18 protein-coding genes are annotated in these 22,226 nt (G+C 66.2%); 11 read left to right on the forward strand and 7 right to left on the reverse strand.

The window, feature by feature from the left end:
* Both J6525_RS23380 and mdlC read left to right on the forward strand, forming a co-directional pair.
* A partial coding sequence (locus J6525_RS23380) for a transposase (RefSeq protein WP_225646470.1) occupies positions 1-252 on the forward strand: 252 nt, incomplete at its 5' end.
* A gap of 262 nt (positions 253-514) precedes the next feature.
* Positions 515-2,143, forward strand: coding sequence for a benzoylformate decarboxylase (gene mdlC / locus J6525_RS23385; RefSeq protein ID WP_225646471.1), 1,629 nt, complete (start codon positions 515-517; stop codon positions 2,141-2,143).
* Positions 2,144-2,267: 124 nt separating this feature from the next.
* Here mdlC and J6525_RS23390 read toward each other — a convergent pair whose 3' ends face one another.
* Positions 2,268-3,812 carry a 4-hydroxyphenylacetate 3-hydroxylase family protein gene (locus tag J6525_RS23390; RefSeq protein ID WP_225646472.1) on the reverse strand — a complete coding sequence of 515 codons (1,545 nt, stop codon included), beginning with the start codon at positions 3,810-3,812 and terminating at the stop codon, positions 2,268-2,270.
* A 91-nt stretch (positions 3,813-3,903) separates the two neighbouring features.
* On the opposite strand from J6525_RS23390, the gene J6525_RS23395 reads away from it, so the two are divergent.
* Positions 3,904-4,518 carry a TetR family transcriptional regulator gene (locus J6525_RS23395; RefSeq protein WP_225646473.1) on the forward strand — a complete coding sequence of 205 codons (615 nt, stop codon included), beginning with the start codon at positions 3,904-3,906 and terminating at the stop codon, positions 4,516-4,518.
* A 114-nt stretch (positions 4,519-4,632) separates the two neighbouring features.
* Here the strand turns inward: J6525_RS23395 and J6525_RS23400 are convergent, their stop codons facing one another.
* The gene (locus J6525_RS23400; RefSeq protein WP_225646474.1) at positions 4,633-5,427 is read right to left on the reverse strand and encodes an SDR family oxidoreductase; all 795 of its coding nucleotides are present in this window, start codon (positions 5,425-5,427) and stop codon (positions 4,633-4,635) included.
* Positions 5,428-5,653: 226 nt separating this feature from the next.
* On the reverse strand, positions 5,654-6,349 hold the full coding sequence (gene trhA, locus J6525_RS23405; protein WP_057019273.1) for a PAQR family membrane homeostasis protein TrhA: 696 nt from the start codon (positions 6,347-6,349) through the stop codon (positions 5,654-5,656).
* Between the two features lie 194 nt (positions 6,350-6,543).
* On the opposite strand from trhA, the gene J6525_RS23410 reads away from it, so the two are divergent.
* Both J6525_RS23410 and J6525_RS23415 read left to right on the forward strand, forming a co-directional pair.
* The gene (locus J6525_RS23410; RefSeq protein WP_225646475.1) at positions 6,544-8,007 is read left to right on the forward strand and encodes a YcjX family GTP-binding protein; all 1,464 of its coding nucleotides are present in this window, start codon (positions 6,544-6,546) and stop codon (positions 8,005-8,007) included.
* Positions 8,004-9,035: a YcjF family protein gene (locus J6525_RS23415; RefSeq protein WP_225646476.1), complete on the forward strand. Its 1,032-nt coding sequence runs from the start codon at positions 8,004-8,006 to the stop codon at positions 9,033-9,035. The genes J6525_RS23410 and J6525_RS23415 overlap by 4 nt, the downstream gene beginning before the upstream one ends.
* 114 nt (positions 9,036-9,149) lie before the next feature.
* On the opposite strand, the gene J6525_RS23420 is transcribed toward J6525_RS23415, so the two are convergent.
* A complete protein-coding gene (locus J6525_RS23420) occupies positions 9,150-10,667 on the reverse strand; it encodes a glycosyltransferase family 39 protein (protein WP_225646534.1) in 1,518 nt (505 codons plus the stop codon).
* Positions 10,668-10,887: 220 nt separating this feature from the next.
* On the opposite strand from J6525_RS23420, the gene J6525_RS23425 reads away from it, so the two are divergent.
* The 5 genes from J6525_RS23425 to J6525_RS23445 all read left to right on the forward strand — a co-directional run bounded on the left by J6525_RS23425 (position 10,888) and on the right by J6525_RS23445 (position 15,236).
* Positions 10,888-12,633, forward strand: a complete 1,746-nt coding sequence (locus J6525_RS23425) for an adenylate/guanylate cyclase domain-containing protein (RefSeq protein ID WP_376708549.1) — start codon at positions 10,888-10,890, stop codon at positions 12,631-12,633.
* A 161-nt stretch (positions 12,634-12,794) separates the two neighbouring features.
* Positions 12,795-13,022 (forward strand): hypothetical protein, encoded by a 228-nt coding sequence (locus J6525_RS23430; protein ID WP_225646477.1) that lies wholly within the window; start codon positions 12,795-12,797, stop codon positions 13,020-13,022.
* 208 nt (positions 13,023-13,230) lie between these two features.
* Positions 13,231-14,430: a SorA family sulfite dehydrogenase catalytic subunit gene (gene sorA / locus J6525_RS23435; protein WP_225646478.1), complete on the forward strand. Its 1,200-nt coding sequence runs from the start codon at positions 13,231-13,233 to the stop codon at positions 14,428-14,430.
* A gap of 11 nt (positions 14,431-14,441) precedes the next feature.
* Entirely contained in the window at positions 14,442-14,753 is a 312-nt protein-coding gene (sorB, locus tag J6525_RS23440; protein WP_050386875.1) for a SorB family sulfite dehydrogenase c-type cytochrome subunit, read from the forward strand.
* Positions 14,754-15,035: 282 nt separating this feature from the next.
* Positions 15,036-15,236, forward strand: coding sequence for a cold-shock protein (locus J6525_RS23445; protein ID WP_057019268.1), 201 nt, complete (start codon positions 15,036-15,038; stop codon positions 15,234-15,236).
* A 213-nt stretch (positions 15,237-15,449) separates the two neighbouring features.
* On the opposite strand, the gene J6525_RS23450 is transcribed toward J6525_RS23445, so the two are convergent.
* The 3 genes from J6525_RS23450 to J6525_RS23460 form a co-directional block, all read right to left on the reverse strand.
* Positions 15,450-17,522, reverse strand: a complete 2,073-nt coding sequence (locus tag J6525_RS23450; protein ID WP_225646479.1) for a tetratricopeptide repeat protein — start codon at positions 17,520-17,522, stop codon at positions 15,450-15,452.
* A gap of 209 nt (positions 17,523-17,731) precedes the next feature.
* Complete coding sequence (locus J6525_RS23455; RefSeq protein ID WP_376708550.1) at positions 17,732-18,382, reverse strand: hypothetical protein; 651 nt, start codon at positions 18,380-18,382, stop codon at positions 17,732-17,734.
* A 77-nt stretch (positions 18,383-18,459) separates the two neighbouring features.
* Positions 18,460-18,921 carry an Lrp/AsnC ligand binding domain-containing protein gene (locus tag J6525_RS23460; protein WP_038386239.1) on the reverse strand — a complete coding sequence of 154 codons (462 nt, stop codon included), beginning with the start codon at positions 18,919-18,921 and terminating at the stop codon, positions 18,460-18,462.
* A gap of 114 nt (positions 18,922-19,035) precedes the next feature.
* On the opposite strand from J6525_RS23460, the gene putA reads away from it, so the two are divergent.
* Positions 19,036-22,044, forward strand: a complete 3,009-nt coding sequence (gene putA, locus J6525_RS23465) for a bifunctional proline dehydrogenase/L-glutamate gamma-semialdehyde dehydrogenase PutA (protein WP_225646480.1) — start codon at positions 19,036-19,038, stop codon at positions 22,042-22,044.
* Positions 22,045-22,226 lie beyond the last annotated feature (182 nt).

Genomic DNA, 22,226 nt, shown 5'->3' on the forward strand with positions numbered 1-22,226 from the left:
AATCAACTCCTCGACGCGCTCTCAGACTGCGGTCCATGGACTGTCGAGATCGTCGAGCGGCCTCAAGGCGTCAAAGGCTTCCAGCTTCTGCCGAGGCGGTGGGTGGTTGAACGCACATTCGCTTGGTTCGGCAGATGCCGCCGCCTCGCCAAGGACTTCGAGGCGACGGTGGCAACCGAAGCTGCCTGGCTGCTGATTGCACACATCAGGCTCCTGACCCGCAGACTCGCGGCTGCAGCTAAGGTTGGGTGATTTATGAGTCAGACTCTGAGGAGCGCGTAGCGCGTCTCGAAGGATGAACGGCCCCGCCGTGGCCGTCGATCCTTCGAGACGCGCGCAAGCGCGCTCCTCAGGATGACGGGATAGCCGCCTACGCAAATTTGCAGCCGTTGCCGCGGCAACTATGGGCGCAGCGGCTTGACATCGTCAGGCAATCCATCGACAGGTGGATTGCCTTTCCGCTTTTGCCGCCCGCAATGACGGAACGTAACAAGACAGAAATGGGAGCCGCCCGATGTCCTCGCGCAAACCCGCCGCCAGCAAAGGCACGACCGTCACCGTCAAGGACGCCACCTTCGGCCTGCTGCGCGCGTGGGGCATCAAGAAGGTGTTCGGCAATCCCGGCTCGACCGAGCTGCCGTTCCTGAGCGACTGGCCCGACGACATCGACTACGTGCTCGGCCTGCAGGAGGCATCCGTCGTCGGCATGGCCGACGGCTACGCGCTGGCGACGCGCAATGCCGGTTTCGTCAATCTGCATTCGGCGGCCGGCGTCGGCAACGCGCTCGGCAACATCTACAACGCCTATCGCAACCAGACCCCGCTGGTGATCACCGCGGGCCAGCAGGCGCGCTCGATCATGCCGCTGCAGGCCTTCCTCTATGCCGAGCGGGCCTCGGAATTCCCGCGGCCTTACGTGAAATTCGCGGTCGAGCCGGCGCGCGCCGAAGACGTTCCCGCCGCGATCGCGCGCGCCTATTATGTCGCGATGCAGCCGCCCTGCGGGCCGACTTTCGTCTCGGTGCCGATCGACGACTGGGCGCATGCGACGCAGCCGCTCGACGCGCGCCAGGTCAGTCGCGAAATCGGCCCTGATCCATCCGCGATGCAGGCGCTGGTGGCCGCGCTCGGCGAGGCCAAGCGCCCTGCCCTCGTCGTCGGCCCGGCCGTCGATCGTGCCGAGGCGGTCGATCTCATGGTTGACGTCGCCGAGAAATCGAAAGCCGCGGTCTGGGCCAGCCCGTTCTCGGCGCGCTGCTCGTTCCCCGAACGGCATCCGCAGTTCGCCGGCTTCCTGCATGCCGCGCCGGGCCAGCTCTCCGATGCGCTGCGCGAGCACGATCTCGTCGTCGTGGTCGGCGCGCCGGTCTTCACCTTCCATGTCGAGGGCCATGCGGCGATCTTCGACGGTTCGACCACGATCTTCCAGATCACCGACGATCCGGATGCCGCCGCGATGACGCCGACCGGCCACAGCATCGTCGCGACCATGAAGCCGGCGCTGACGGCGCTGCTCGACATGCTGCCCGAGACCAGGCGCACCGCGCCGGCCGGCCGCATTCTGCCGCCGGCTCCCGCCGCCGGCGACCCGATCCCTGCCGAATACGCGCTGCACGCGCTCTCGGCCGCGATGGGGCCGCATGACGCGCTGGTCGAGGAAATACCGTCGCACCGCCCGCTGATGCAGAAGGCGATGCCGATGCACGGCCAGGACAGCTTCTACACCATGGCGAGCGGCGGCCTCGGCTACAGCCTGCCGGCCGCGGTCGGCATGGCGCTCGGTCGACGTCAGGGACGCACGGTCTGCCTGATCGGCGACGGCTCGGCGATGTATTCGATCCAGGCGCTGTGGACATCAGCGCAGCGAAAGCTGCCGCTGACGGTCGTGGTGCTGAACAATTCCGGCTACGGCGCGATGCGCTCGTTCAGCCAGGTGATGCAGGTGCGCAACGTGCCGGGCCTCGATCTGCCCGGCATCGATTTCGTCAAGCTCGCCGAAGGCCTGGGCTGCGACGCCGTGCGGGTGACGAAATCAGCCGAGCTTCCGAGCGCCTACCAGCGCGCCCTGTCGCACCAAGGCACCAGCCTGATCGAGGTGATGGTCGATTCCGCGGTGCCGCTGCTCTACGCGCAGAAGAGCTGAGCGGCAATCTCGCCACGTCATTGCGAGCGAAGCGAAGCAATCCATCTTTCGGCAAGTGGAGATATGGATTGCTTCGTCGCTGCCGCTCCTCGCAATGACGGCTGGACATATATTCGCAACCTTATTACGAGGGCATTGGATCGCCGAGCATGGGCGCCGCTGACGGCGTCGGCGCCTCGCAGCCGGTTGCGCAGCAGCGTCCGGGCTGCTTCGACACCCGTTGCCCCTGGTCGACGAGGTCGCGGCCGAGCAGATTCTCGACCAGCTCGGCCTTCTCCATCACCGGATAGTTGCGCCAGATCTCGCGCTTCATCGCCTCCGGCGAGCCGCCGCCGTGCAACGAGATCACTGAATACCAGCCGGCTTCGTGCGAGACGGTGAGGTCCTCGATCAGCCGCGCCACCTCGGCACGCTGATCGGCCGGGATATCGGGACGTCCGCCCATGACAGCGGCAAGCGAGGCGCGCGTTTCCGGATTGTGATCCTCGTCGGGCCCCGGCAGCGCGACGATCAGCCCACCGGAGACGTAATGCGCGACGCGGTGCATGTCGTAGATCTTGGTCGCCAGCAGCAGCTTGCCGATGTTGGAGAACACCGCATCCGGCATCACCGAGCCCGCCGGATCCTTCGTGCAGTAGACCGAGGAGGCGACGCCGCAGGCGTAGAAGCTTTCGGTGATGGTGATCAGCTCCACCATCGCCTCGCGGATATGCGCATGCTTCTCGGCATCGAGCCCGTTCGCCTCGATCATCAGCGCGCCGGCGCCGATCAAGAGATCGCCGAAGCCGGCACGGGCGCCGATGCAGGAATGCCGGTGATGCGTGGCGTAGGACGTCGTCAGGAAGCCGCCCTCCTCGGTCTCGCCGGCGAGGAACACCCGATCATGCGGCACGAACACGTCGTTGAACATCACGACGCCGACCGACTGGCCGTATTTCGCGGAAAATTTCGCCGCGGCATCGCCGGGCCGGCCAGCCGGACGCGCGACGATCGTGACGCCGGGCGCATCGACCGGCACGGCGCAACAGACCGCAAAATCCTTGTCGGCTGGCACATGGGTGCGACACGGCATGACAAGGAATTCGTGCATGTAAGGCGCGCCGGTCACGATCGCCTTGGTGCCGCGGATCACGATGCCGTCGGGCCGACGTTCCTTGATGTGGACGTAGACGTCCGCATTGGCCTGCAGGCCGGGACGCTTCGAGCGGTCGCCCTTCGCATCGGTCATGGCGATCCCGAGCGTCAGATCCTGGTCCTGCACCTCGTGCAGATAGTTGAGGAAGCGCTGGCTGTAATCGGTGCCGTGGCGATCGTCGGTCAGCCTGGTCGCCTGAAAGAGACCGTTCAGCGCATCATGGGTCAGATAGCGCTGCGCGCAGCCCGACGTCCTGCACACCAGCCGCACCGCCTCGAGCTTGTCGAGCAGGTCCTGCGAGCTCCGATCGATGTGGAGCATGCGGTTGACGGTCTTGCCAGAGGTGCCCTGCCGCGCCGTCATGATCGGCACATGCTCGGGCTGCAGCGCGAAATCATAGGTCACGCCGACGCCCGCCACGCCCGGCGCCAGCAACGGCTCGTCCGCGACGCTCGCAACGGCCGCGCCGTTGATGAACACGCGCGGCTTGTAGCGGCGCAGGGATTCCCGATAGTCCGCAGCCGTCATCAGCATGACGCTTCTCCCTTGCTCATTTATTCTAACGATGTTAAATTATCTAACGCTGTTAGAATTGAGTCAAGAACGGATTTGCCGGAACATGCAGATGCGCGAGAGCAGGAAGGAAGCGGTCAGCCGCCACAAGCGGGAGCTGATCCTCGACGCGGCGCGCAGCGTGTTCGCGGAGGAAGGCCTCGAAGGCGCGAGCCTGCGGGCGATCGCGACGCGGGCCGGCTACACGCCGGCGGCGCTGTACTTCCATTTCGATTCCAAGGAGGCGATCTACGCCGAGGTGCTGCGGCAATCGCTGGCCTCGCTCGGCGAAGCCGTCAGTGCGGCAGTCGCGACGACGCGCGGCGCCAGGCAGAAGCTGCACGCCGCAGGCATGGGCTTCTTCCGCTATTACGCGGAGAACCCGCGCGACCTCGATCTCGGCTTCTACTTGTTCCGCGGCGGCATGAAGCCGGCCGGGCTCGGCCATGACCGCGATCACGCGCTGAACGCCGCGCTGGAGGCGGCGCTGCATCCGATCGCCGAAGCCGCAGAGGCGCTCGGCGCCTCTAGGTCGAAGGCGAACACGGTGATGGTGGACTGCTTCGCGCATGCGACCGGCCTCCTGCTGCTATTGCACACCGGCCGCATCAGGATGTTCGGCGCCTCGGCGCCCGATTTGATGGATGCCTATCTGCGCGACAGGATCGCGCAGATAGCAAAGGAGTGAGGCCGCCTCAGTTGCGCGGCCGATATCGTAGCCCGGATGAAGCGCAGCGAAATCCGGGATTCACGCGCGCACGTTCGATCCGGATTACGTTTCGTACCATCCGGGCTACAGGTCTCACTTTCCGTGCGCTTCCCGCATCTTGGCCTGGATCTTGGCCATGCCGCCAATCCAGCGATCGTAATTCTCGGTCTTCTTGCGCATGTAGCCGAGCACCTGCGGATGCGGCAGGATCAGGAAGGTCTCCTGCTCGATGCCCTTGAGTGCATCCTGCGCGACCTGCTCCGCGGAAAGATCGCCGTCACCGGATTGCGGGCCCTTCGGGATCGAGCGCAGCATGCTGGTGTCGACGCCCTGCGGGCAGAGGATCGAGACCTTGATGTTGTCGGCGCGGTGCGAGATCGCGAGGTTTTCCGCAAAGCCGACCGCGGCGTGCTTGGTGGTCGAGTAGGCCGGGCTGCCGACCTGCGACAAGAGGCCCGCGGCCGAAATCGTGTTGAGGAAATAGCCGCCGCCGCGCGCCTTCATGCGCGGCACCAGATGCCGCGCGGCATAGACATGCGCCATCACATGGATCGCCCAGCTCCGCGACCACGGCTCGTCCGAGGTGCCGCCGGCGTTCACCGACAGCGGATCGAAGCCGCCGCCGATGCCGGCATTGGAACAGAACAGCGCGATCGGGCCGAACATGCGCTCGGTCTCGTCGATCACATGCAGGATGTTCTTCTCCTGCCCGACGTCGCATTTGAAGGCGGCGCCGCCGACCGTGGCCGCGACCTTCTCGGCCGCGCCATGATCGAGGTCGACGACCACGACCTTCGATGCGCCCGCGGCATGGAACGCCTCGCACAGCGCCTTGCCGATGCCATTGCCACCGCCGGTGACCACCACAACCTTACCTGCCACCTGCATGGCCATCCTCCCGATATCTTTGCTCGTACGTTGTTGCCTTGCCCATGCTGCCCTGCGCCTTCCGTCATCCTGAGGAGCGCGACGCGCGTCTCGAAGGATGAACGGCCCGGCTGGTGGCCGTCGACCCTTCGAGACGCCGCTGCGCGGCTCCTCAGGGCGACGGTGTGAGGGCTGAATGCGCCTATCACGAAACATGATAGCCCATTCGCCGCAGATGGCGAGAACTTCAGCTCGCCAGCACGACGTCGAACACCGCCGTGTAGTGGCAGGCAGCCCCGAGCAGCACGAAGCAGTGCCAGATCGCGTTCTGGAAGCGTAGCCGCCGCCAGGAGTGGAAGATCACGCCCAGGCTGTAGAGAATACCGCCGGCCAGCACGAAGCCGAGCGCCATCGCCGGCAGCGCCTTCACGACGCGGTCGTAGAGCATGATGCCGCTCCAGCCCATCGCGAGATAGAGCCCGATCGAGAGTCGGTCGAAGCGGCCGGGATAGCGCAGCTTCAGCCAGATCCCGACGATCGCCACGCACCACACCCCGACCAGCAGCGCGATCGCGAAGGTGCTGTCCTTCAGTTCCACGATGAACGGCGTGTAAGTCGCGGCGATCAGCAGATAGATCGCGGAATGGTCGAAGCGCCGCAGCACCCATTTGGCGCGCGACACCGGCCAGAGATTATAGGTCGCCGACAGCACCAGCATTGCAAGCAGGCCGGCGACATAGACCGACACCACGGCGATGTCGAACGGGCCGGCATAGACTGCGGTCAGCACGATCAGCGCGGTGGCGGCAACCAGCCCGAAAGCGACGCCGACGAGATGGACGACGCCGTCGGCGATCAGCTCGGCACGGTCGTAGTTCCACAGCGCGGCGCCGGCCGCGTGGATCGAGGTCGAGGCAAGTTGCTTCAGGCGGAAGACCGTCATGCAGGCTTTCCCGTGGGCCGATGGACGATGGGTAGCGCGGGTGGTGTGACGCGTTCAATTCCCCTGCCCCCCGACAACCCCTCGCCTGCAAAGGCGCCGGAAATGTGAAGCTTGATTTTGGCCCGATAATCGCCACCTTGCGGGTGATCGCCCGCCCCTTTTGGTCCCTCCTGCCGGGTTTTCGTTAACCCTCCATGCCCCCCAGCTTCACTGATATCGTCGAGGAAGCCCGTCTCTCGGCGCGGGCGCTGCTCGACTACGGCGAGGGGTTCTTCAACCCGACGGTGCGGCTCGGCGTCACCGGCCTGTCGCGCGCCGGCAAGACCGTGTTCATCACCGCGCTGGTGCACGGCCTGACCCGCGGCGGCCGCTTCCCGGTGTTCGAGGCCTATGCCTCGGGGCGGATCGCGCGCGCCTATCTCGCCCCGCAGCCCGACGATGCGGTGCCGCGCTTCGCCTATGAGAACCATGTCCGGACATTGGTCGAGGAGCGGACCTGGCCGAGCTCGACCACCGACATCTCCGAGCTCCGTCTCGTGATCGAGTATCAGCGGCAAAATGGCGCGGACCGCACGCTGACCCTCGATATCGTCGACTATCCCGGCGAGTGGCTGCTCGATCTGCCGCTGCTCAACAAGAGCTACGAGCAATGGTCGGCGGAGAGCCTTGCGCTGTCGCGCGAGCCGCTGCGCGCAAAACTCGCGGCACCCTGGCACGCCCATCTCGCGACGCTGAAGCCAGAGGCCAAAGAGGACGAGCAGGCCGCGCTGACCGAAGCACGCCTGTTCACCGACTATCTGCGCGCCTGCCGCGACGAACGCTTCGCGATGAGCCTGTTGCCGCCCGGCCGCTTCCTGATGCCCGGCAATCTCGCCGATACGCCGGCACTGACCTTTGCGCCACTCGACGTGCCCGCAGGCGGCAGCGCATCCGACGGCTCGCTGTGGGCGATGATGCGGCGGCGCTTCGAGGCCTACAAGGACGTCGTGGTGCGGCCGTTCTTCCGCGATCATTTCGCGCGGCTCGACCGCCAGATCGTGCTGGCCGATGCGCTCGCCGCATTCAATGCCGGCCCCGAGGCGCTGCACGATCTCGAGGCCGCGCTCGCCGGCATTCTCGACTGCTTCCGGATCGGCCGCAGCACGATCCTGAGCGCGCTGTTCCGGCCGCGCATCGACCGCATCCTCTTCGCCGCTACCAAGGCCGACCATCTGCACCACCAGAGCCACGACCGGCTGGAGGCCGTGCTGCGGCGGATCGTGGCCAAGGCCGCCGAGCGCGCCGAATATGCCGGCGCCGACATCGACGTCGTCGCGCTCGCCGCGGTGCGCGCCACGCGCGAGGCGCAGGTCCAGCGCGGGCGCGACCGGCTGCCGTCGATCCTCGGCACGCCGGCGCCGGGCGAGGTCGCCAATGGCGAGCGGCTCGACGGCGAGACGGAAGTTGCGACCTTTCCCGGCGACCTGCCCGACAATCCGGAGGAGCTGTTCAACGGCGGCTTCCGCGGCCTCTCAAGCTCGGACACAGAGGCCGTAGACTACCGCTTCCTGCGCTTCCGTCCGCCAAAGCTGGAACGAAACGGCGATGCAGAGCCGGCGCTGCCTCACATCCGCCTTGACCGCGCTCTCCAGTTCCTGATCGGAGACAAACTGCAATGAACGAGAAGACGCCCCCGAGGCGGCCGGCGACGTTCAAGCTCGACGATCCCGGCGTGGTCGTGATGGATCCGGACGACGGCGGCCGCCTCACCCGCGGCACGATCCAGATCGTGCCTGAGGCCGAGCCCGCGCAGCTTCCGGTCCCGGTCGATACGCCGCTGGTGCCGGCGCGCCACGGCTTCCGCTGGGGCACGCTGTTCTGGAGCGCGGTCGCGGGCCTCGTGGTGCTCGGCACCGGGCTTGGCGTCCTCAACCTGGTCGAGGACCTGTTCGCACGCAATGAAGGCCTCGGCTTCCTCGGGCTCGCGCTCGCCGTCATCGCCGCAGTGGCGCTCGCGGTCGTGACCACGCGCGAGCTCGTCGGCCTGGCAAGGCTTGCGACGATCGAGAAGCTGCATCTGCGCGCCGCCGAGGTGCTGATCAGCGACGACCGGGCCGCGAGCCGCGCGATCATTGGCAACCTGCTCAAGCTCGCGCACCAGACCCCGCAGCTCGCCCGCGCTCGCAGCACGCTGCAGAGCCATACCGACGACATCATCGACGGCGCCGACATGATCCGCCTCGCCGAGCGCGAGTTGATGACCCCGCTCGACGAGGAAGCGCGGCGGCTGGTGTCGACGGCCGCGCAGCGCGTCTCGGTCGTCACCGCGGTCAGCCCGCGCGCGCTGTTCGACGTGCTGTTCGTGTTCGTGGCGAGCTTGCGGATGATCCGCCAACTGGCGCGGCTCTATGGCGGCCGGCCCGGCGCGCTCGGCATGATCCGCCTGCTGCGCCACGTCATCGCGCATCTCGCGATCACCGGCGGCATGGCGGCCAGCGACAGCCTGATCCAGCAGATGCTCGGTCACGGCATCGCTGCAAAACTGTCACAACGCCTCGGCGAAGGCATGCTCAACGGCCTGTTGACCGCCCGGCTCGGCCTCGCCGCGATCGACGTCACCCGCCCGCTTCCCTTCAACGCCCTGCCGCGCCCGGCGCTAACGGATCTCGCGAAAGACCTGATCCGCAAGCGCGAGGAAGAGGAATGAGGTGCTTGCCTCGCCCCGCTTGCGGGGAAAGGCCGGAATTTTCGCGAAGCGCGAATTCCGGGTGAGGGGGAGTCTCCGCGAGACCAACTCTTGCCGTCCCCGTGGAGACCCCCCTCATCCCGACCTTCTCCCCGCAAGCGGGGAGAAGGAGGAGGCCAGCACCCGCCAGCGGAAGAAGGTGGTGTCCGGCGGCGGCGACAGATCGGGGGTCCAGCCGCTGATCTTCTCCAGCGCATAGGTGTCCATCACCATGCCGCGCCAGCTGCGCGTCACGCGCTCCAGCGGCTGGCGCACCGCTGATGTCTCGCTCCACAGCGGCAGATTGTTCTCGGGCTCGCGCCCGACATAAATGCCGGCGTGATCGCGGATCTTGCTCATGCCGGGATCGGCAAAGCCCTGGAAGCGGCCGCGTTCGTTGATTTCGATGACCGTCACCTTCCCGCGCAGCAACCAGCGCAGCATCGCATAGGTGCGATAATCCGTGGTCGCGACCCAGGTCGCGCCGGTCGCCTCAACCTGCGCCAGCGTGCGCGCGGCCACCACATCGTAGCCTGCCTCGGTGCCGATCGGATCGGTGCGGCCGATCAGATTCCACGGCGCAAACATGTAATAGAGGAAGACGCAGACGACGAACACGATGCCTGATGTGATCGCGGTCCGCGCCCAATACACCGTCGATTTGACGAGCCCGACCGACCAGCCCTCGAACGGCATCCGCGTGACGTTGATCGCGACCGCCGCAAATCCGGCTGGCCACAAAAACATCGGCCAGGTGTCGCCGACCCGCAGCGTCAGGGACTTCCAGAGGAAGTAGATGAACGGCACCAAGACCGCGGTGGCCAGCAGGATCGCGACCGGCTCGCGCTTGCGATAGCCGCGCCATGCCGTCAGCGCGGTGCCGAACAGCGTCACCGGCAGCAGCACGAAGCCGACCAGGCCGAACTGCATGCCGACGAATTCGCCGACGGTGCGCAGCGTGAAGGCGCGCTCGGCGGTGGCGCGCACCGCCTGGAAGCGGAACGAGGCCCAGTCGTGCTCGGCATTCCAGATCAGCACCGGCGAGAACACAACGATCGCGATCAGCGCGGCAAGATACGGATACGGGCTGCGCAGCCAGCGCCAGCGCCAATCCGGCACCAGCGCAAAGGCGAGCACCGCCGGCGCGAACATGATCGCGGTGAATTTCGACAGCAGCGCCAGCCCGGCAAACAACCCCGCGGCGAGCCACCAGCGCCCGTCACCGCTTTGCGCAAGCCGCACCAGCGACCACAGCATCGCCACCGAAAACGGGATCAGCGCCGTATCCGGCGCGACCTTTGCCATCAAGAGGCCGTAATACAGCGCCGCCTCCGGCAGCAGCAACGCCAGCATCACGGCGCGGACGTTGTTGGCCGTCACGCGGCGGACGATGTCGGCGAGCAGGAGCTGGGTGGCCAGCATCGCGACGATGCCGCCGAGGCGGACGCCGAGATTGGTGTCGCCGAGGATCGCGGTGCCGAAGCGGATGAACCAGGCGACCATCGGGGGATGGTCGAGGAACGACAGCACGTTTTCCTTCGACCAGGTCCAGTAATAGGCCTCGTCGGTGCGCAGATCGAGCGCATGGGCGTAGACCAGCCGCATCGCGGTCATGGCAACGATCACGGCGATGACGCCCCGCCAGTCCGGCGCGCGCGAACGGGCCGGCTTAACGCTGTTGTTATCGGCTCCAGGTTCGGCTTGGGCTATCGTCACGGCGCGCTTTTTGTTCGACTCTTAACGGAGTGTCAACGTGCCGCGCGGCCCGCTCTCACGGCTGGTCCGGACCCGCGGTGGTGTTCAGCGCGGGAATTAACCACTAGACTTGCCGATCATGAATCACATGGCCTCCCCCTCGCGCGAGCACTTGCAGGACATGGCCCGCGGTATCGGCCTGCGGCAGGTCCGCATCGTCACGGGGGCGATCATGTTCGCCTACCTGACCAGCCATTTCCTCAACCACGCGCTCGGCAATATCTCGACGCAGGCGCTGGCGATCGGGGTCTACTACCACACCGAGTTCTGGCAGTTCCTGCCGGTCGCGATCGTGTTCTACAACGCCTGCCTGGTGCATACCGGGCTCGGCATCTGGGGACTCTATCAGCGCCGCGAGTTCCACCGGAAGGCGATCGAGCCGCTGCAACTCACGCTCGGCCTCAGCATCCCGATGCTGATCGTCGCCCACGTCGTCGGCGTACGGCTCGGCCAGACCCTGTACGGGCACGAGAAGCTCTACCCCCAGGAGCTGTACACCTTCTTCATCGCCTCGCCGAACCGGCTGTGGCAGATGCTGGCGGTGCTGGTGATCGCCTGGGTGCATGGCTGCATCGGCCTGTATTTCTGGCTGCGGCTGCGTCCGTTCTTCAAGCGCGCCGCGCCGTTCCTGCTCGCCGGAGCCGTGCTGATCCCGACCCTGGCGATGCTCGGCGTCTACCAGGGCGGCCGCGCCACGGTCGCGGATTATCAAGATCCCGACTGGCGGCGCGAGGAGCTGTCGGTGCAGAAGCTCGGAACAGCGGCGCAGGGGACGACGCTCGAGAAGATCACCGACGGCCTGACCATCGGCTATCTCGGCCTGCTCGGCCTCGTGCTGCTGGCGCGCGGCGCGCGGGCGCTGCTGGAGCGCCGCGGCGGCATGATCGCGCTGTCCTACGGCAACGGCCGCACTCTGCGGGTACCGAAGGGATTGAGCGTGCTGGAAGCAAGCCTGCGCTACAACGTGCCGCATGCGAGCGTCTGCGGCGGCCGCGCACGCTGCTCGACCTGCCGCATCCGTATCATCGGCGACCACGCCGGATTGCCCGAGCCCTCGCCGCGCGAAGCCTTCGTGCTGCACCGGGTCGGCAATGACGATCCGTCGATCCGGCTGGCCTGCCAGTTGCGGCCGACCGCCGACCTGAATTTCTTCCAGCTGTTCCTGCCGAGCACGACGTCGGCCAACGCGCACGCCGCCAATCCGGCACGGGTCGGCCAGGAGCGCTATCTGGTCAGCATGTTCGTCGACATGCGCGGCTCGACGCAGCTTGCCGAGAAGCGGCTGCCGTTCGACACCGTGTTCATCGTCAACCGCTTCCTCGGCGCGGTGTCGCAGGCGGTGCTGGAAGCCGGCGGGCGGCCCAACCAGTTCATCGGCGACGGCATGCTTGCGCTGTTCGGGCTTGCCACCGACCGGCAGGTGGCCTGCCGCCAGGCGTTGCGCGCGGCGGCGCTGATCGCAACCCATATCGACGAGCTGAACCAGTTCCTGAGCCACGATCTGCGCGAGCCGATCCGCTTCGGCATCGGCATCCATGGCGGCGAGGTGATCGTCGGCGATATCGGCTATCGCGACCACATGGTGTTCACGGCGCTCGGCGATGCCGTCAACGTCGCGGCACGGCTGCAGGACATGACCAAGGCGCTGGCCTGCGAGGCGATCATCTCGGACGAGGTGCGCGTCACCGCCGGGCTGGCCGACGATGCCCTGCCGGCGCAGGAGGTCGCGATCCGCGGCCGCAACGAGCCGATGACCGTGCGCACGGTCGAAAAGACGCAGCTCCTGTCAACGCTGGTCGACGACCGGCGTGCCGTCGCGGCCTGACCGGTTCATCCCCCTCTTTCCGAATGTGACCTGCCGCACATCCGACGGTGCGCTCAGCAGAGATGCTCGAACGTGCCCGATGCCGGATGCGACTGACTGGCGATGGGTAACACTGCAACCGCGCCGCGACAGAGCTCAACGCGCACCTAAAGGAGAAGACCATGTTTCGCAAAGTCACGCTCGCTCTCGCCACTGCCGCAACCCTCGGTGCCGGCGCGCTGGCGCCGACCGCAGCTTCCGCCAAGCCGTTCTTCTGGCATCCGCATCACCATCACTTCTGGGGTGGCCCGGGCATTGCCGTCGGCTTCGTCGACTCCGGCTGCTACGCCACCCGCCTGGTGCTGACGCCCTACGGCTATCGCTATCGCACCGTGAACGTCTGCTACTGATCGAACCTTCTACTTGGATGGAAACGCCCCGGTCGTCCACGCGACCGGGGCTTTTCGTTGTTGCGACGCAACGCTGCGAAAGCTCAATTGACTCGCGGTTGTCAGGTGCGACATTTGGACCGCGCGCATTCCATGATGCGAAGGCGCGCAAGGCAATCTGGGCCTGGTGATGACCGGCTCACGACAGAACAGCTTCGGAGGAAGCGGAATGCTCGATCGACGAGACTTGATGAAGCGCGCCGGATTGGCGGCTTTGGTGACGGGGCTGGGATCAAGGGGCGCACTCGCCCTCGACACCGTGACGCTGCCCTTCGGCAATGGCGAGCGGCCGCTGGTGCGCTATCCGCAGAAGCGCCCGATGATCGGCCTGACCGCCCGCCCGCCGCAGCTGGAAACGCCGTTTGCGGTCTTCAACGACGGCCCGCTCACGCCGAACAACGCGTTCTTCGTCCGCTATCACCTCGCCGACCTCCCCTACAATCTCGATCCGGACAAGTTCACGCTGGAGATCAAGGGCAAGGTCGACAAGCCGCAGAAGCTGTCGCTGAAGGACATCAGGAAGCTGAAGGCGACCGAGATCGTCGCCGTCAACCAGTGCTCCGGCAACAGCCGCGGCTTCTTCAGTCCGCGCGTCGCCGGCGGCCAGCTCGGCAACGGCGCGATGGGCTGCGCGCGCTGGCATGGCGTGCCGCTGAAGACCGTGCTCGACATGGCCGGCGTGCAGGCCGGAGCCAAGCAGGTCACCTTCAACGGCATGGACGGGCCTGTCAGCGACAAGACGCCGGATTTCGTCAAGGCGCTCGACATCGACCACGCGCGCGACGGCGAGGTGATGCTGGCCTGGGGCATGAACGGCGAGGACCTGCCGTTCCTCAACGGCTTCCCGCTCCGCCTCGTGGTGCCCGGCTATTACGGCACCTATTGGGTGAAGCACCTCAACGAGATCACCGTGATCGACAACGTGTTCGAGGGCTTCTGGATGAAGTCCGCCTACCGGATACCGGATACGCCAAACAATGCGGTCGAGCCCGGCACCGCACCGAAGGCGACGATCCCGATCAATCGTTTCACGGTGCGCTCGTTCATCACCAGCGTTGCCGACGGCGCCAAGCTGAAGGTCGGCCGCACCATGCTGCGCGGCATTGCCTTCGACGGCGGTAAAGGCATCAAGGAGGTGATGGTCTCGACCGACGGCGGCAAGAGCTGGACGCCGGCCAAGCTCGGCAAGGACCTCGGCAAATACGCCTTCCGCGAATGGAAGTTGCCGGTGAAGCTCGCGGCCGGTCCCGCAGAGCTGAAGGTGCGCGCCACCAACAATGCCGGCGACACCCAGCCGATGGATCCGTTGTGGAATCCGGCCGGCTATCTGCGCAACGTCGTCGAAACCGTGCGCGTCACCGCAGCGTGAGGAGAAGCATCATGACCAGCAAGCTGCTTCCATCCCTCGCCGCGATCGCCGCGCTGTCGATCGGCGCTGCCATCGCCGCGCCCGTGAACTACACCGTCCCCGAGGAGACCGCGGCCTTCAAGCCGGGTCCCAACCTCGAGGTGGTGCAAAACAACTGCACCGCCTGCCACTCGGCCGACTACATCAAGACCCAGCCGCAGGGCGAGAAGTTCAAGAAGGATTTTTGGCAGGCCGAGGTGACCAAGATGATCAAGGTCTACGGTGCGCCGATCGACGAAGCCGACGTCGGCAAGATCGTCGAATACCTCTCCGCTACCTATTGAGACGCCGCCGGTCGATCCCCGCGCGCCGGCCGAAAAGGCAGCGCGCGGGACGATCGATCCAGTTCGGTACACCGGAACCGATCCGTTTTTGCAGCGCATCAATTGACCACGAAACGGGCAATCCGGCGTAAAACCCCCGCAAAGCGGGTTGTTTCCGGTCAAAAACACACCGTCGTTTGATCTACCCAGCTTTTTTCAAACTGCTATCCTGTCGTTGCGGACAAGCCGGTTTTGCGGGGACCGACTGGTCTGTTTTCGATTGATTCCGCGGAGACGACTGGAATGCCCAAAGGTACAGTGAAGTGGTTCAACCCGACCAAGGGTTATGGATTCATCCAGCCCGCATCGGGCGGCAAGGACATTTTCGTTCATATTTCAGCAGTTCAGAAGGCTGGCCTTCAGACCCTCAACGAAGGTCAGTCGGTTGAATACGAAGAGATTGCAAATCGCGGCAAGACGTCAGCCGAAAACCTCAAGGTCTAGCGTCACAGCGCCAGATCCGGCGGCGCACTCTCGGACGCCATCCGGGAGTGGGGGCCGATCCACACACCAGACAACGTGACGTTCGGCGGGGCGGGCACGATGCCCGCGCGCCATGGCGTCGAACAATATGGCGTTGAACTATTTCGGCGGCCACCGCTCGCGCGCCGACGACTACCTTTTGCGCCGGGAAGCGCGCGGCTGCGCATTGCAGCATCACAGGCACGTGCCGCTCTGGCCGTTGCCGCACGGCACCCGCTTCGACAGCTGCTGAACCTTGCGCTTCGACTCGGCCTGCGCCAGCACGTCGAACACGCTTGACGGGGTGAGCTGCGTGGCCTTGCGGAAGTCCTCGGTCGCCTTGTCGACATGGTTGAGCGCCTCATGCGCCTTGGCGCGGGCGAACAGGCCCTCAACCGTCTCCTTCTGCGCAATCGCCCGGTCGAGATCCTCGACCGCCTTGTCGTAGTTGCGCAACGCCGACCAGGTGATGCCGCGCAATGTCAACGCCGGCTGATAATCGGGTCGCGCAGAGAGGATGAAGTTGAGATCCTTCATCGCGTTATCCGGCTTCTTCAGCCCGAGATAGGCCCGGGCGCGCAGCACATGCGGGAAAGCATCGTTGGGCGCCCGCGTGATGATCTGGTCGAAGGCGGCGATGGCGCGGTCGTACTGGGAGGAAGTCAGCATCGCGAGCCCGCGGCCGAGCTGTGCCGTCGGATTGTTCGGGCTTCGCTCCAGCACAGCGTCGATATCGACCAGTCCCTCATCTGCGCGGCCCTTGAGCATCAACGCGAGGCCGCGCCACGATTTGGCGATCAGATTGGTCGGCACCAGCGCCAGGGCCTGATCGAAATCCAGGAGCGCCTTGTCGAGCTGGTTGAGGCCGATATGAGCGAGCCCACGCTCGGTGAAAGCGAGCGTCTCCTTGGGATTGAGCGAGATCGAATGATCGTAGTCGGCGAGCGCGTCCTGCACCTTGCCGGTGCCGGCCTTGACGAGGCCGCGCGCCAGATAGGCCAACGAATTGTTCTGATCGAGCGTGATGGCACGGCCGGCGTCGGCCATCGCTTGATCGAACTGCCGCGTGCCGGCGGCATTGAGCGCGCGGGCCGCCAGCAGCTGCGGATCGTCCGGCTTGACCTTGAGCAGGGCATTGAGATCGTTGCGCGCGTCCGCCGACCGGCCGAGCTTTGAATTGGCCAGTGCACGCAGGCGCAGCGCAGCCTCGTTGCGGGGATCGCCGCCCAGCACCTGGGTGAGATTGGCAACGGCGCCTGCGTAGTTGCCCTGTGCGACCAGCTGCTTGGCCTGCTCGACCTGCTGGTTACCCGCCGCCGGCCCGCCTGGCCGCGCCGGCGGCGCGCCTGGAGCCGGTGCGGCCTGCGGCGGCGCGGCGCCGCCTGCTGCCTTGGCGAGTTCGGCCTGCATCGTGACCGCCTGCTGGCGCTGCTGCTGGATCTCCTTGTTGTCGGGAAGCACCGTCAACAGTCGGTCGAAGTCGGCAATCGCGCGGGCATAGTCGCCCTTGGCGCTATAGAGCTGGGCACGGGCGAAATAGGCGTTGCGCTCTGCCTGCGGCGCCTGCGCGATCGCGCGCGAGAAATCCTCGATCGCTTTATCCATGTCGCCCTTGCGGCGATAGGCCTGACCCCGCCAGTAGAATGCATTCGACGTGCCGGCGTTGACGGCAATCGCGGTGTTGGCGTCGGCCAGCGCCGCATCGGGCTGTCCGGTTTCGACATAGGCCCGCGCACGCCCGACACGGGCAGCGGGAAGATCCTGCCGCAACGTGATCGCCTGGTCGTAATCCGAGATCGCATCGCTCCAGGCGTGCTGGTCGGCGCGCAGATTGCCGCGCGCCAGGAAGCCGAACGGGTTCTTCGGCTCGAGCTCGATCGCGCGATCGAAATCGGCGCGGGCCTGATCAAGGCTGCCCTTGCGTTGCTGGACCCAGCCGCGCGCGATCAGCGCCGGCACGAATTGTCCATTCAGCTGCACCGCTGCATCGGCATCGCTGAGGGCCTGATCGATCTTGCCGCGCGCGATGCCAAATCGCGAGCGGCCGGTGAAGGCCTTGGTGCGGTCCTCCGTGGAGCGTGCGGTATCGTTGATGATGCCCGAGCACGCCGCCTCGGCCTTGTCCGTCGGCGGTCCGCTGCAATCCTCGACATCACCCGCGCGGGCCGGGCCGGCGAGCACAGGCCAAAGCAGCAGCGCAAGCGCCAGCAGCTGTGGGAAACGAACGCCGCCGCTGGCGGCATCAATGCAGATCGAACGTGAACGCATGTGGTAGCCTCGGGTTGACCGAATGCTGCCGGTGTTAACGCGTCACTTGGTTCTTATGGTGATCGGCGCTGAACGTATTTTTTGGAACCAGATCGTTCGAAGCTATTGTTCGAATCTTGGCATTCGGTTCCCAGCGTCACGCGGAACGCTATCCCTGCGATCAATGAGGATGGAACAGCGCGGAACGCGCAGCTGCGACGCTCAGCCGTTCAATCTTCCGTCACCCATTTGGCGACGGTCATGACATCAGGCGGTTGCAGATAGCCGCGGGGCCAGAGATCGACGGCCCATTCCACCTTGGTCGCGCGCTCGACGAGAACGGCGGTGTTGTGCGGCGTTTGCGCCAACGAAAATCCGCGGTAGTGGGGATCCCCGACGTCATGAAACCTGAACAGGTTCCACGCCTGCATCACCAGCATCAGGCTGGTCGTGTTCCGCGTCGTGTCCCAGCAATCATAATTGTGTTTGTCGTCGTTGGCGCGGAAATCCGCTTTCGCCACGCGCTTGTCGGTGCCGAGGATCGGCCCCATGCGCCGGTCGAACCAGATCACGGCCTTTTGCACGGCCGCGCGTTCGGCGGCGGCATTGGCGCGGCCCGTGGCCATGATCTTGGCCAGGGCCGCCCGGTCGGCTGCGCTGAAGTCGAGCATCTCGCGACGCCGGCAGACGAAGCCGTAACAGACGGTCATCCCCGTCGCCGACGGCGGATAGATCGAGACCGAGGTGTAGAGCTGCAGGATGCCGGAGCTGAGCTCGGCCGCGCGGGCCGGCATGGCCGACGGCAACGACAGCATGAGCACAGCAAGCGCGCCGGCAAATCCGGCCCGCTTCGTTCGTATCGGCTGATCAGCGTCTTTCATGAACCACCGCCCCAACTCGACCAAAGGATTATCGCGGGCGTGTCGCGATGCCAAGACATCCGGCGCATGGCTGTGGATCAGACCGGCAGCGGCGCGTCGCGCTTGACTTCCTCCATCACCGCGTAGGTTCGCGTCTCGCGCACGCCCGGCAGCGCCAGCAGGGTCTCGCCGAGAAACCTGCGATAGGCGGTCATGTTGGCGACCCGCGCCTTGACCAGATAGTCGAAGCCGCCGGCCACCATGTGACACTCGAGCACTTCCGGCGCGGTCTGGACCGCCCTGGCGAACTTCTCGAATACATCGGGCGTGGTCTTGTCGAGCAGCACCTCGACAAACACCAGCAGGCCGAGCCCGAGCCGGTGCGGATTGAGCCGCGCGCCATAGCCCTCGACGAAGCCGTCGCGCTGCAGCCGCTTCAGCCGCTCGCCGACCGAGGTCGGCGACAGGCCGATCCGTTCCGCCAGCTCCACATTGGCAATCCGGCCATCCCCTTGCAGGATCGAGAGGATTTTGCGGTCAGTCTTGTCAATTTCTGTCATATCTACGGTAATTCTCGAATTGATCCTGATTTTCTAAGGCAAATCTGCTAATTTGTCTATCGAACTACGGTTCACTAGCGCGTACGTGTTCCCACACAATCTCAAGGAACCGCCATGCCAGACCCGTTGCCGCTCCCGCCCCCGTTCAGCGCGCCGTATGCGCCAGACGACAGCGCCATCGCCGCCCGCCTGCGTCAGGACGCGAAGCTTGGCGCAGAGGCGGAGGCACGGATCGACCGCGCGGCAACCCGCCTGATCGAGGCGATCCGGGCCAATGACGATCCGCTCGGCGGGGTCGAGGACATGCTGCGGGAGTTCGCGCTGTCGACCAAGGAAGGGCTGGCGCTGATGGTGCTGGCGGAGGCGCTGCTGCGGGTACCCGACGCGCGCACCGCCGACCAGTTCATCGAGGACAAGCTCGGCCAGGGCGACTTCGTCAACCACGAGACCAGATCGAGCGCGTTCCTGGTCAACGCCTCGGCCTGGGCGCTCGGCATGTCGGCCCGCGTGATCCAGCCCGGCGAGACGCCGCAGGGCACGATCGGGCGGCTGACGAAGCGACTCGGTGCGCCGGCGGTGCGCGCCGCGACGCGGCAGGCGATGCGGCTGATGGGCAGCCATTTCGTGCTCGGCGAGACCATCGAGGCGGCGCTGTCGCGCGCGCAATCGCACACGGCGCGCGGCTCGCGCTATTCGTTCGACATGCTCGGCGAGGGTGCGCGCACCGCCGACGATGCCCATCGCTATTTCGAATCCTACGCCCGCGCCATCGATGCGATCGGCAAGGCGGCCGGCGATCAGCCCCTGCCCGACCGGCCCGGCATCTCGGTGAAACTCTCCGCGCTGCATCCGCGCTTCGAGGCGGTGAGCCACGCGCGGGTGATGACCGAGCTGGTGCCGCAGCTGATCGATCTCGCGCGCCGCGCCAAGGCGTTCGACCTCAACTTCACCGTCGATGCCGAGGAGGCCGACCGGCTGGAGCTGTCGCTCGACGTCATCGCCGCCGCGTTCGGCGACCCCTCGCTCGCCGGCTGGAGCGGCTTTGGCCTTGCGATCCAGGCCTATCAGAAGCGCGCCGCCGACGTCATCGACTATGTCGATGCGCTGACGCGCGCGCTGGATCGCAGGATGATGGTGCGCCTGGTCAAGGGCGCCTATTGGGACACCGAGATCAAGCGCGCGCAGGAGCGCGGGCTCGACGGCTATCCGGTGTTCACCCGCAAGGCGATGACCGACCTGAACTACGTCGCCTGCGCGCGAAAGCTGCTGGCGCTGCGGCCGCGCTTGTTTCCGCAATTCGCCACCCACAACGCGCTGACGGTCGCGACCATCCTCGAACTCGCCGACGATCCCTCAAGCTTCGAATTCCAGCGGCTGCACGGCATGGGCGAAGCGCTCTACGCCCAGCTCGGCGAGGACAGGCCCGAGATCGCCCACCGCACTTATGCGCCGGTCGGCAGCCACCGCGACCTGCTCGCCTATCTGGTGCGGCGGCTGCTCGAGAACGGCGCCAACTCGTCCTTCGTGGCACTGGCCGCGGACAATCGTGTGTCCATCGTGGACCTGCTGCGCCGCCCGGCCGAGATCATCGGCGCTGACGACAAGGCGTCGCACGCAGCGATTCCGTTGCCGGCCGAGCTTTATCGGCCGCAGCGCGAGAATTCGCACGGCATCGAGTTCGGCGAGCGCAAGGCGCTCGACACGATGACATCGGCGATCGCGGCCGAGCGGAAGGCTTCGCCTTCCGTCACGCCATCAACCACCGAGCAGGCGAATGCCGCCGTTGCCGCGGCGCGCCGCGGCTTCAAGGCCTGGAACGCCACGCCGGCCACAAAACGTGCGGCGATCCTGGACAAGGCCGCGGAGCTGCTCGAGCAGCGCCGCGCCCATTTCCTCGCTCTGCTGCAAAGCGAGGGCGGCAAGACGCTCGACGACGCGCTATCGGAAGTGCGCGAGGCGATCGACTTCTGCCGCTACTATGCCGCGCTGGGGCAAAAGCTGTTCGGCGAAGGCGAGACGATGCCCGGCCCGACCGGCGAAAGCAATGTGCTGGAGCTGCACGGCCGCGGCGCGTTCGTCGCGATCTCGCCGTGGAATTTCCCGCTCGCGATCTTCCTCGGCCAGGTGACGGCGGCATTGATGGCGGGCAATGCGGTGATCGCAAAGCCGGCCGAGCAGACGCCGCGCATCGCAGCCGAAGCGGTTGCCCTGCTGCATCAGGCCGGAGTGCCGCCATCGGCACTGCATCTGGTCCAGGGCGACGGCGCGGTCGGCGCCGCGCTGGTGGCGCATCCCGCCATCGCCGGGGTCGTCTTCACCGGCTCGACGGAGGTCGCGCGGTCGATCAACCGCACGCTCGCCGCCAAGGACGGCCCGATCGTGCCGCTGATCGCCGAAACCGGCGGCATCAATGCCATGATCGTCGACGCTACCGCGCTGCCCGAGCAGGTCGCCGATGACGTCGTGACCTCGGCGTTCCGCTCCGCCGGCCAGCGCTGCTCGGCGCTGCGGCTGCTGTTCGTGCAGGACGACGTCGCCGACCGCATGATCGAGATGATCGCCGGCGCCGCGCGCGAATTGAAGATCGGTGATCCCTCCGAACCGTCGACGCATATCGGACCGGTGATCGATGCCGACGCCAAGCAGCGGCTCGATGCGCATATCGCGCAAATGAAGCAGGAGGCGCGCGTGCATCTCGCCGGCGAGGCGCCGGCAGGCAATTTCGTCGCGCCGCACATCTTCGAACTGTCGGCGGCCGGGCAACTGAAGGAAGAGGTGTTCGGCCCGATCCTGCATGTGGTGCGCTACCGCGCCGACAAGCTCGGCGAGGTGCTGAGTGCGATCGAGGCGACCGGGTTCGGGCTGACGCTCGGCATCCATTCCCGCATCGACGACACGATCGAGCACGTGATCGACCGCCTCCAGGTCGGCAACATCTATGTCAACCGCAACATGATCGGCGCGGTGGTCGGCGTGCAGCCGTTCGGCGGCAGCGGCCTGTCCGGCACCGGCCCCAAGGCCGGCGGCCCGCATTACCTCGCGCGCTTCGCCACCGAGCAGACGATCACCATCAACACCGCCGCCGCGGGCGGCAATGCGGCGCTGATGGCGGGGGTGGAGTAGTAGACGCCGTCATTGCGAGCCAACGGGTCGCGCGAACGCGCGCCCGATGACAGGCTCCGCGAAGCAATCCATAGCCCCAATTGCGAAGGTATGGATTGCTTCGTCGCTTCGCTCCTCGCAATGACGGCCTAACAAGCCGTTGCATCGTGCCCCCCAGATGGGTCAAATGGCGGTCCGATCGG

The organism is Bradyrhizobium australafricanum, assembly GCF_020329495.1.
GTDB lineage: Bacteria > Pseudomonadota > Alphaproteobacteria > Rhizobiales > Xanthobacteraceae > Bradyrhizobium > Bradyrhizobium australafricanum.

What these genes read in the sequence shown, in the direction of transcription:
- mdlC (WP_225646471.1), top strand. Translation starts at nt 515, where the DNA reads ATGTCCTCGCGCAAACCCGCCGCCAGCAAAGGCACGACCGTCACCGTC.
- J6525_RS23390 (WP_225646472.1), bottom strand. Translation starts at nt 3,812, where the DNA reads ATGCTGATGACGGCTGCGGACTATCGGGAATCCCTGCGCCGCTACAAG.
- J6525_RS23395 (WP_225646473.1), top strand. Translation starts at nt 3,904, where the DNA reads ATGCGCGAGAGCAGGAAGGAAGCGGTCAGCCGCCACAAGCGGGAGCTG.
- J6525_RS23400 (WP_225646474.1), bottom strand. Translation starts at nt 5,427, where the DNA reads ATGCAGGTGGCAGGTAAGGTTGTGGTGGTCACCGGCGGTGGCAATGGC.
- trhA (WP_057019273.1), bottom strand. Translation starts at nt 6,349, where the DNA reads ATGACGGTCTTCCGCCTGAAGCAACTTGCCTCGACCTCGATCCACGCG.
- J6525_RS23410 (WP_225646475.1), top strand. Translation starts at nt 6,544, where the DNA reads ATGCCCCCCAGCTTCACTGATATCGTCGAGGAAGCCCGTCTCTCGGCG.
- J6525_RS23415 (WP_225646476.1), top strand. Translation starts at nt 8,004, where the DNA reads ATGAACGAGAAGACGCCCCCGAGGCGGCCGGCGACGTTCAAGCTCGAC.
- J6525_RS23420 (WP_225646534.1), bottom strand. Translation starts at nt 10,667, where the DNA reads ATGACCGCGATGCGGCTGGTCTACGCCCATGCGCTCGATCTGCGCACC.
- J6525_RS23425 (WP_376708549.1), top strand. Translation starts at nt 10,888, where the DNA reads ATGAATCACATGGCCTCCCCCTCGCGCGAGCACTTGCAGGACATGGCC.
- J6525_RS23430 (WP_225646477.1), top strand. Translation starts at nt 12,795, where the DNA reads ATGTTTCGCAAAGTCACGCTCGCTCTCGCCACTGCCGCAACCCTCGGT.
- sorA (WP_225646478.1), top strand. Translation starts at nt 13,231, where the DNA reads ATGCTCGATCGACGAGACTTGATGAAGCGCGCCGGATTGGCGGCTTTG.
- sorB (WP_050386875.1), top strand. Translation starts at nt 14,442, where the DNA reads ATGACCAGCAAGCTGCTTCCATCCCTCGCCGCGATCGCCGCGCTGTCG.
- J6525_RS23445 (WP_057019268.1), top strand. Translation starts at nt 15,036, where the DNA reads ATGCCCAAAGGTACAGTGAAGTGGTTCAACCCGACCAAGGGTTATGGA.
- J6525_RS23450 (WP_225646479.1), bottom strand. Translation starts at nt 17,522, where the DNA reads ATGCGTTCACGTTCGATCTGCATTGATGCCGCCAGCGGCGGCGTTCGT.
- J6525_RS23455 (WP_376708550.1), bottom strand. Translation starts at nt 18,382, where the DNA reads ATGAAAGACGCTGATCAGCCGATACGAACGAAGCGGGCCGGATTTGCC.
- J6525_RS23460 (WP_038386239.1), bottom strand. Translation starts at nt 18,921, where the DNA reads ATGACAGAAATTGACAAGACTGACCGCAAAATCCTCTCGATCCTGCAA.
- putA (WP_225646480.1), top strand. Translation starts at nt 19,036, where the DNA reads ATGCCAGACCCGTTGCCGCTCCCGCCCCCGTTCAGCGCGCCGTATGCG.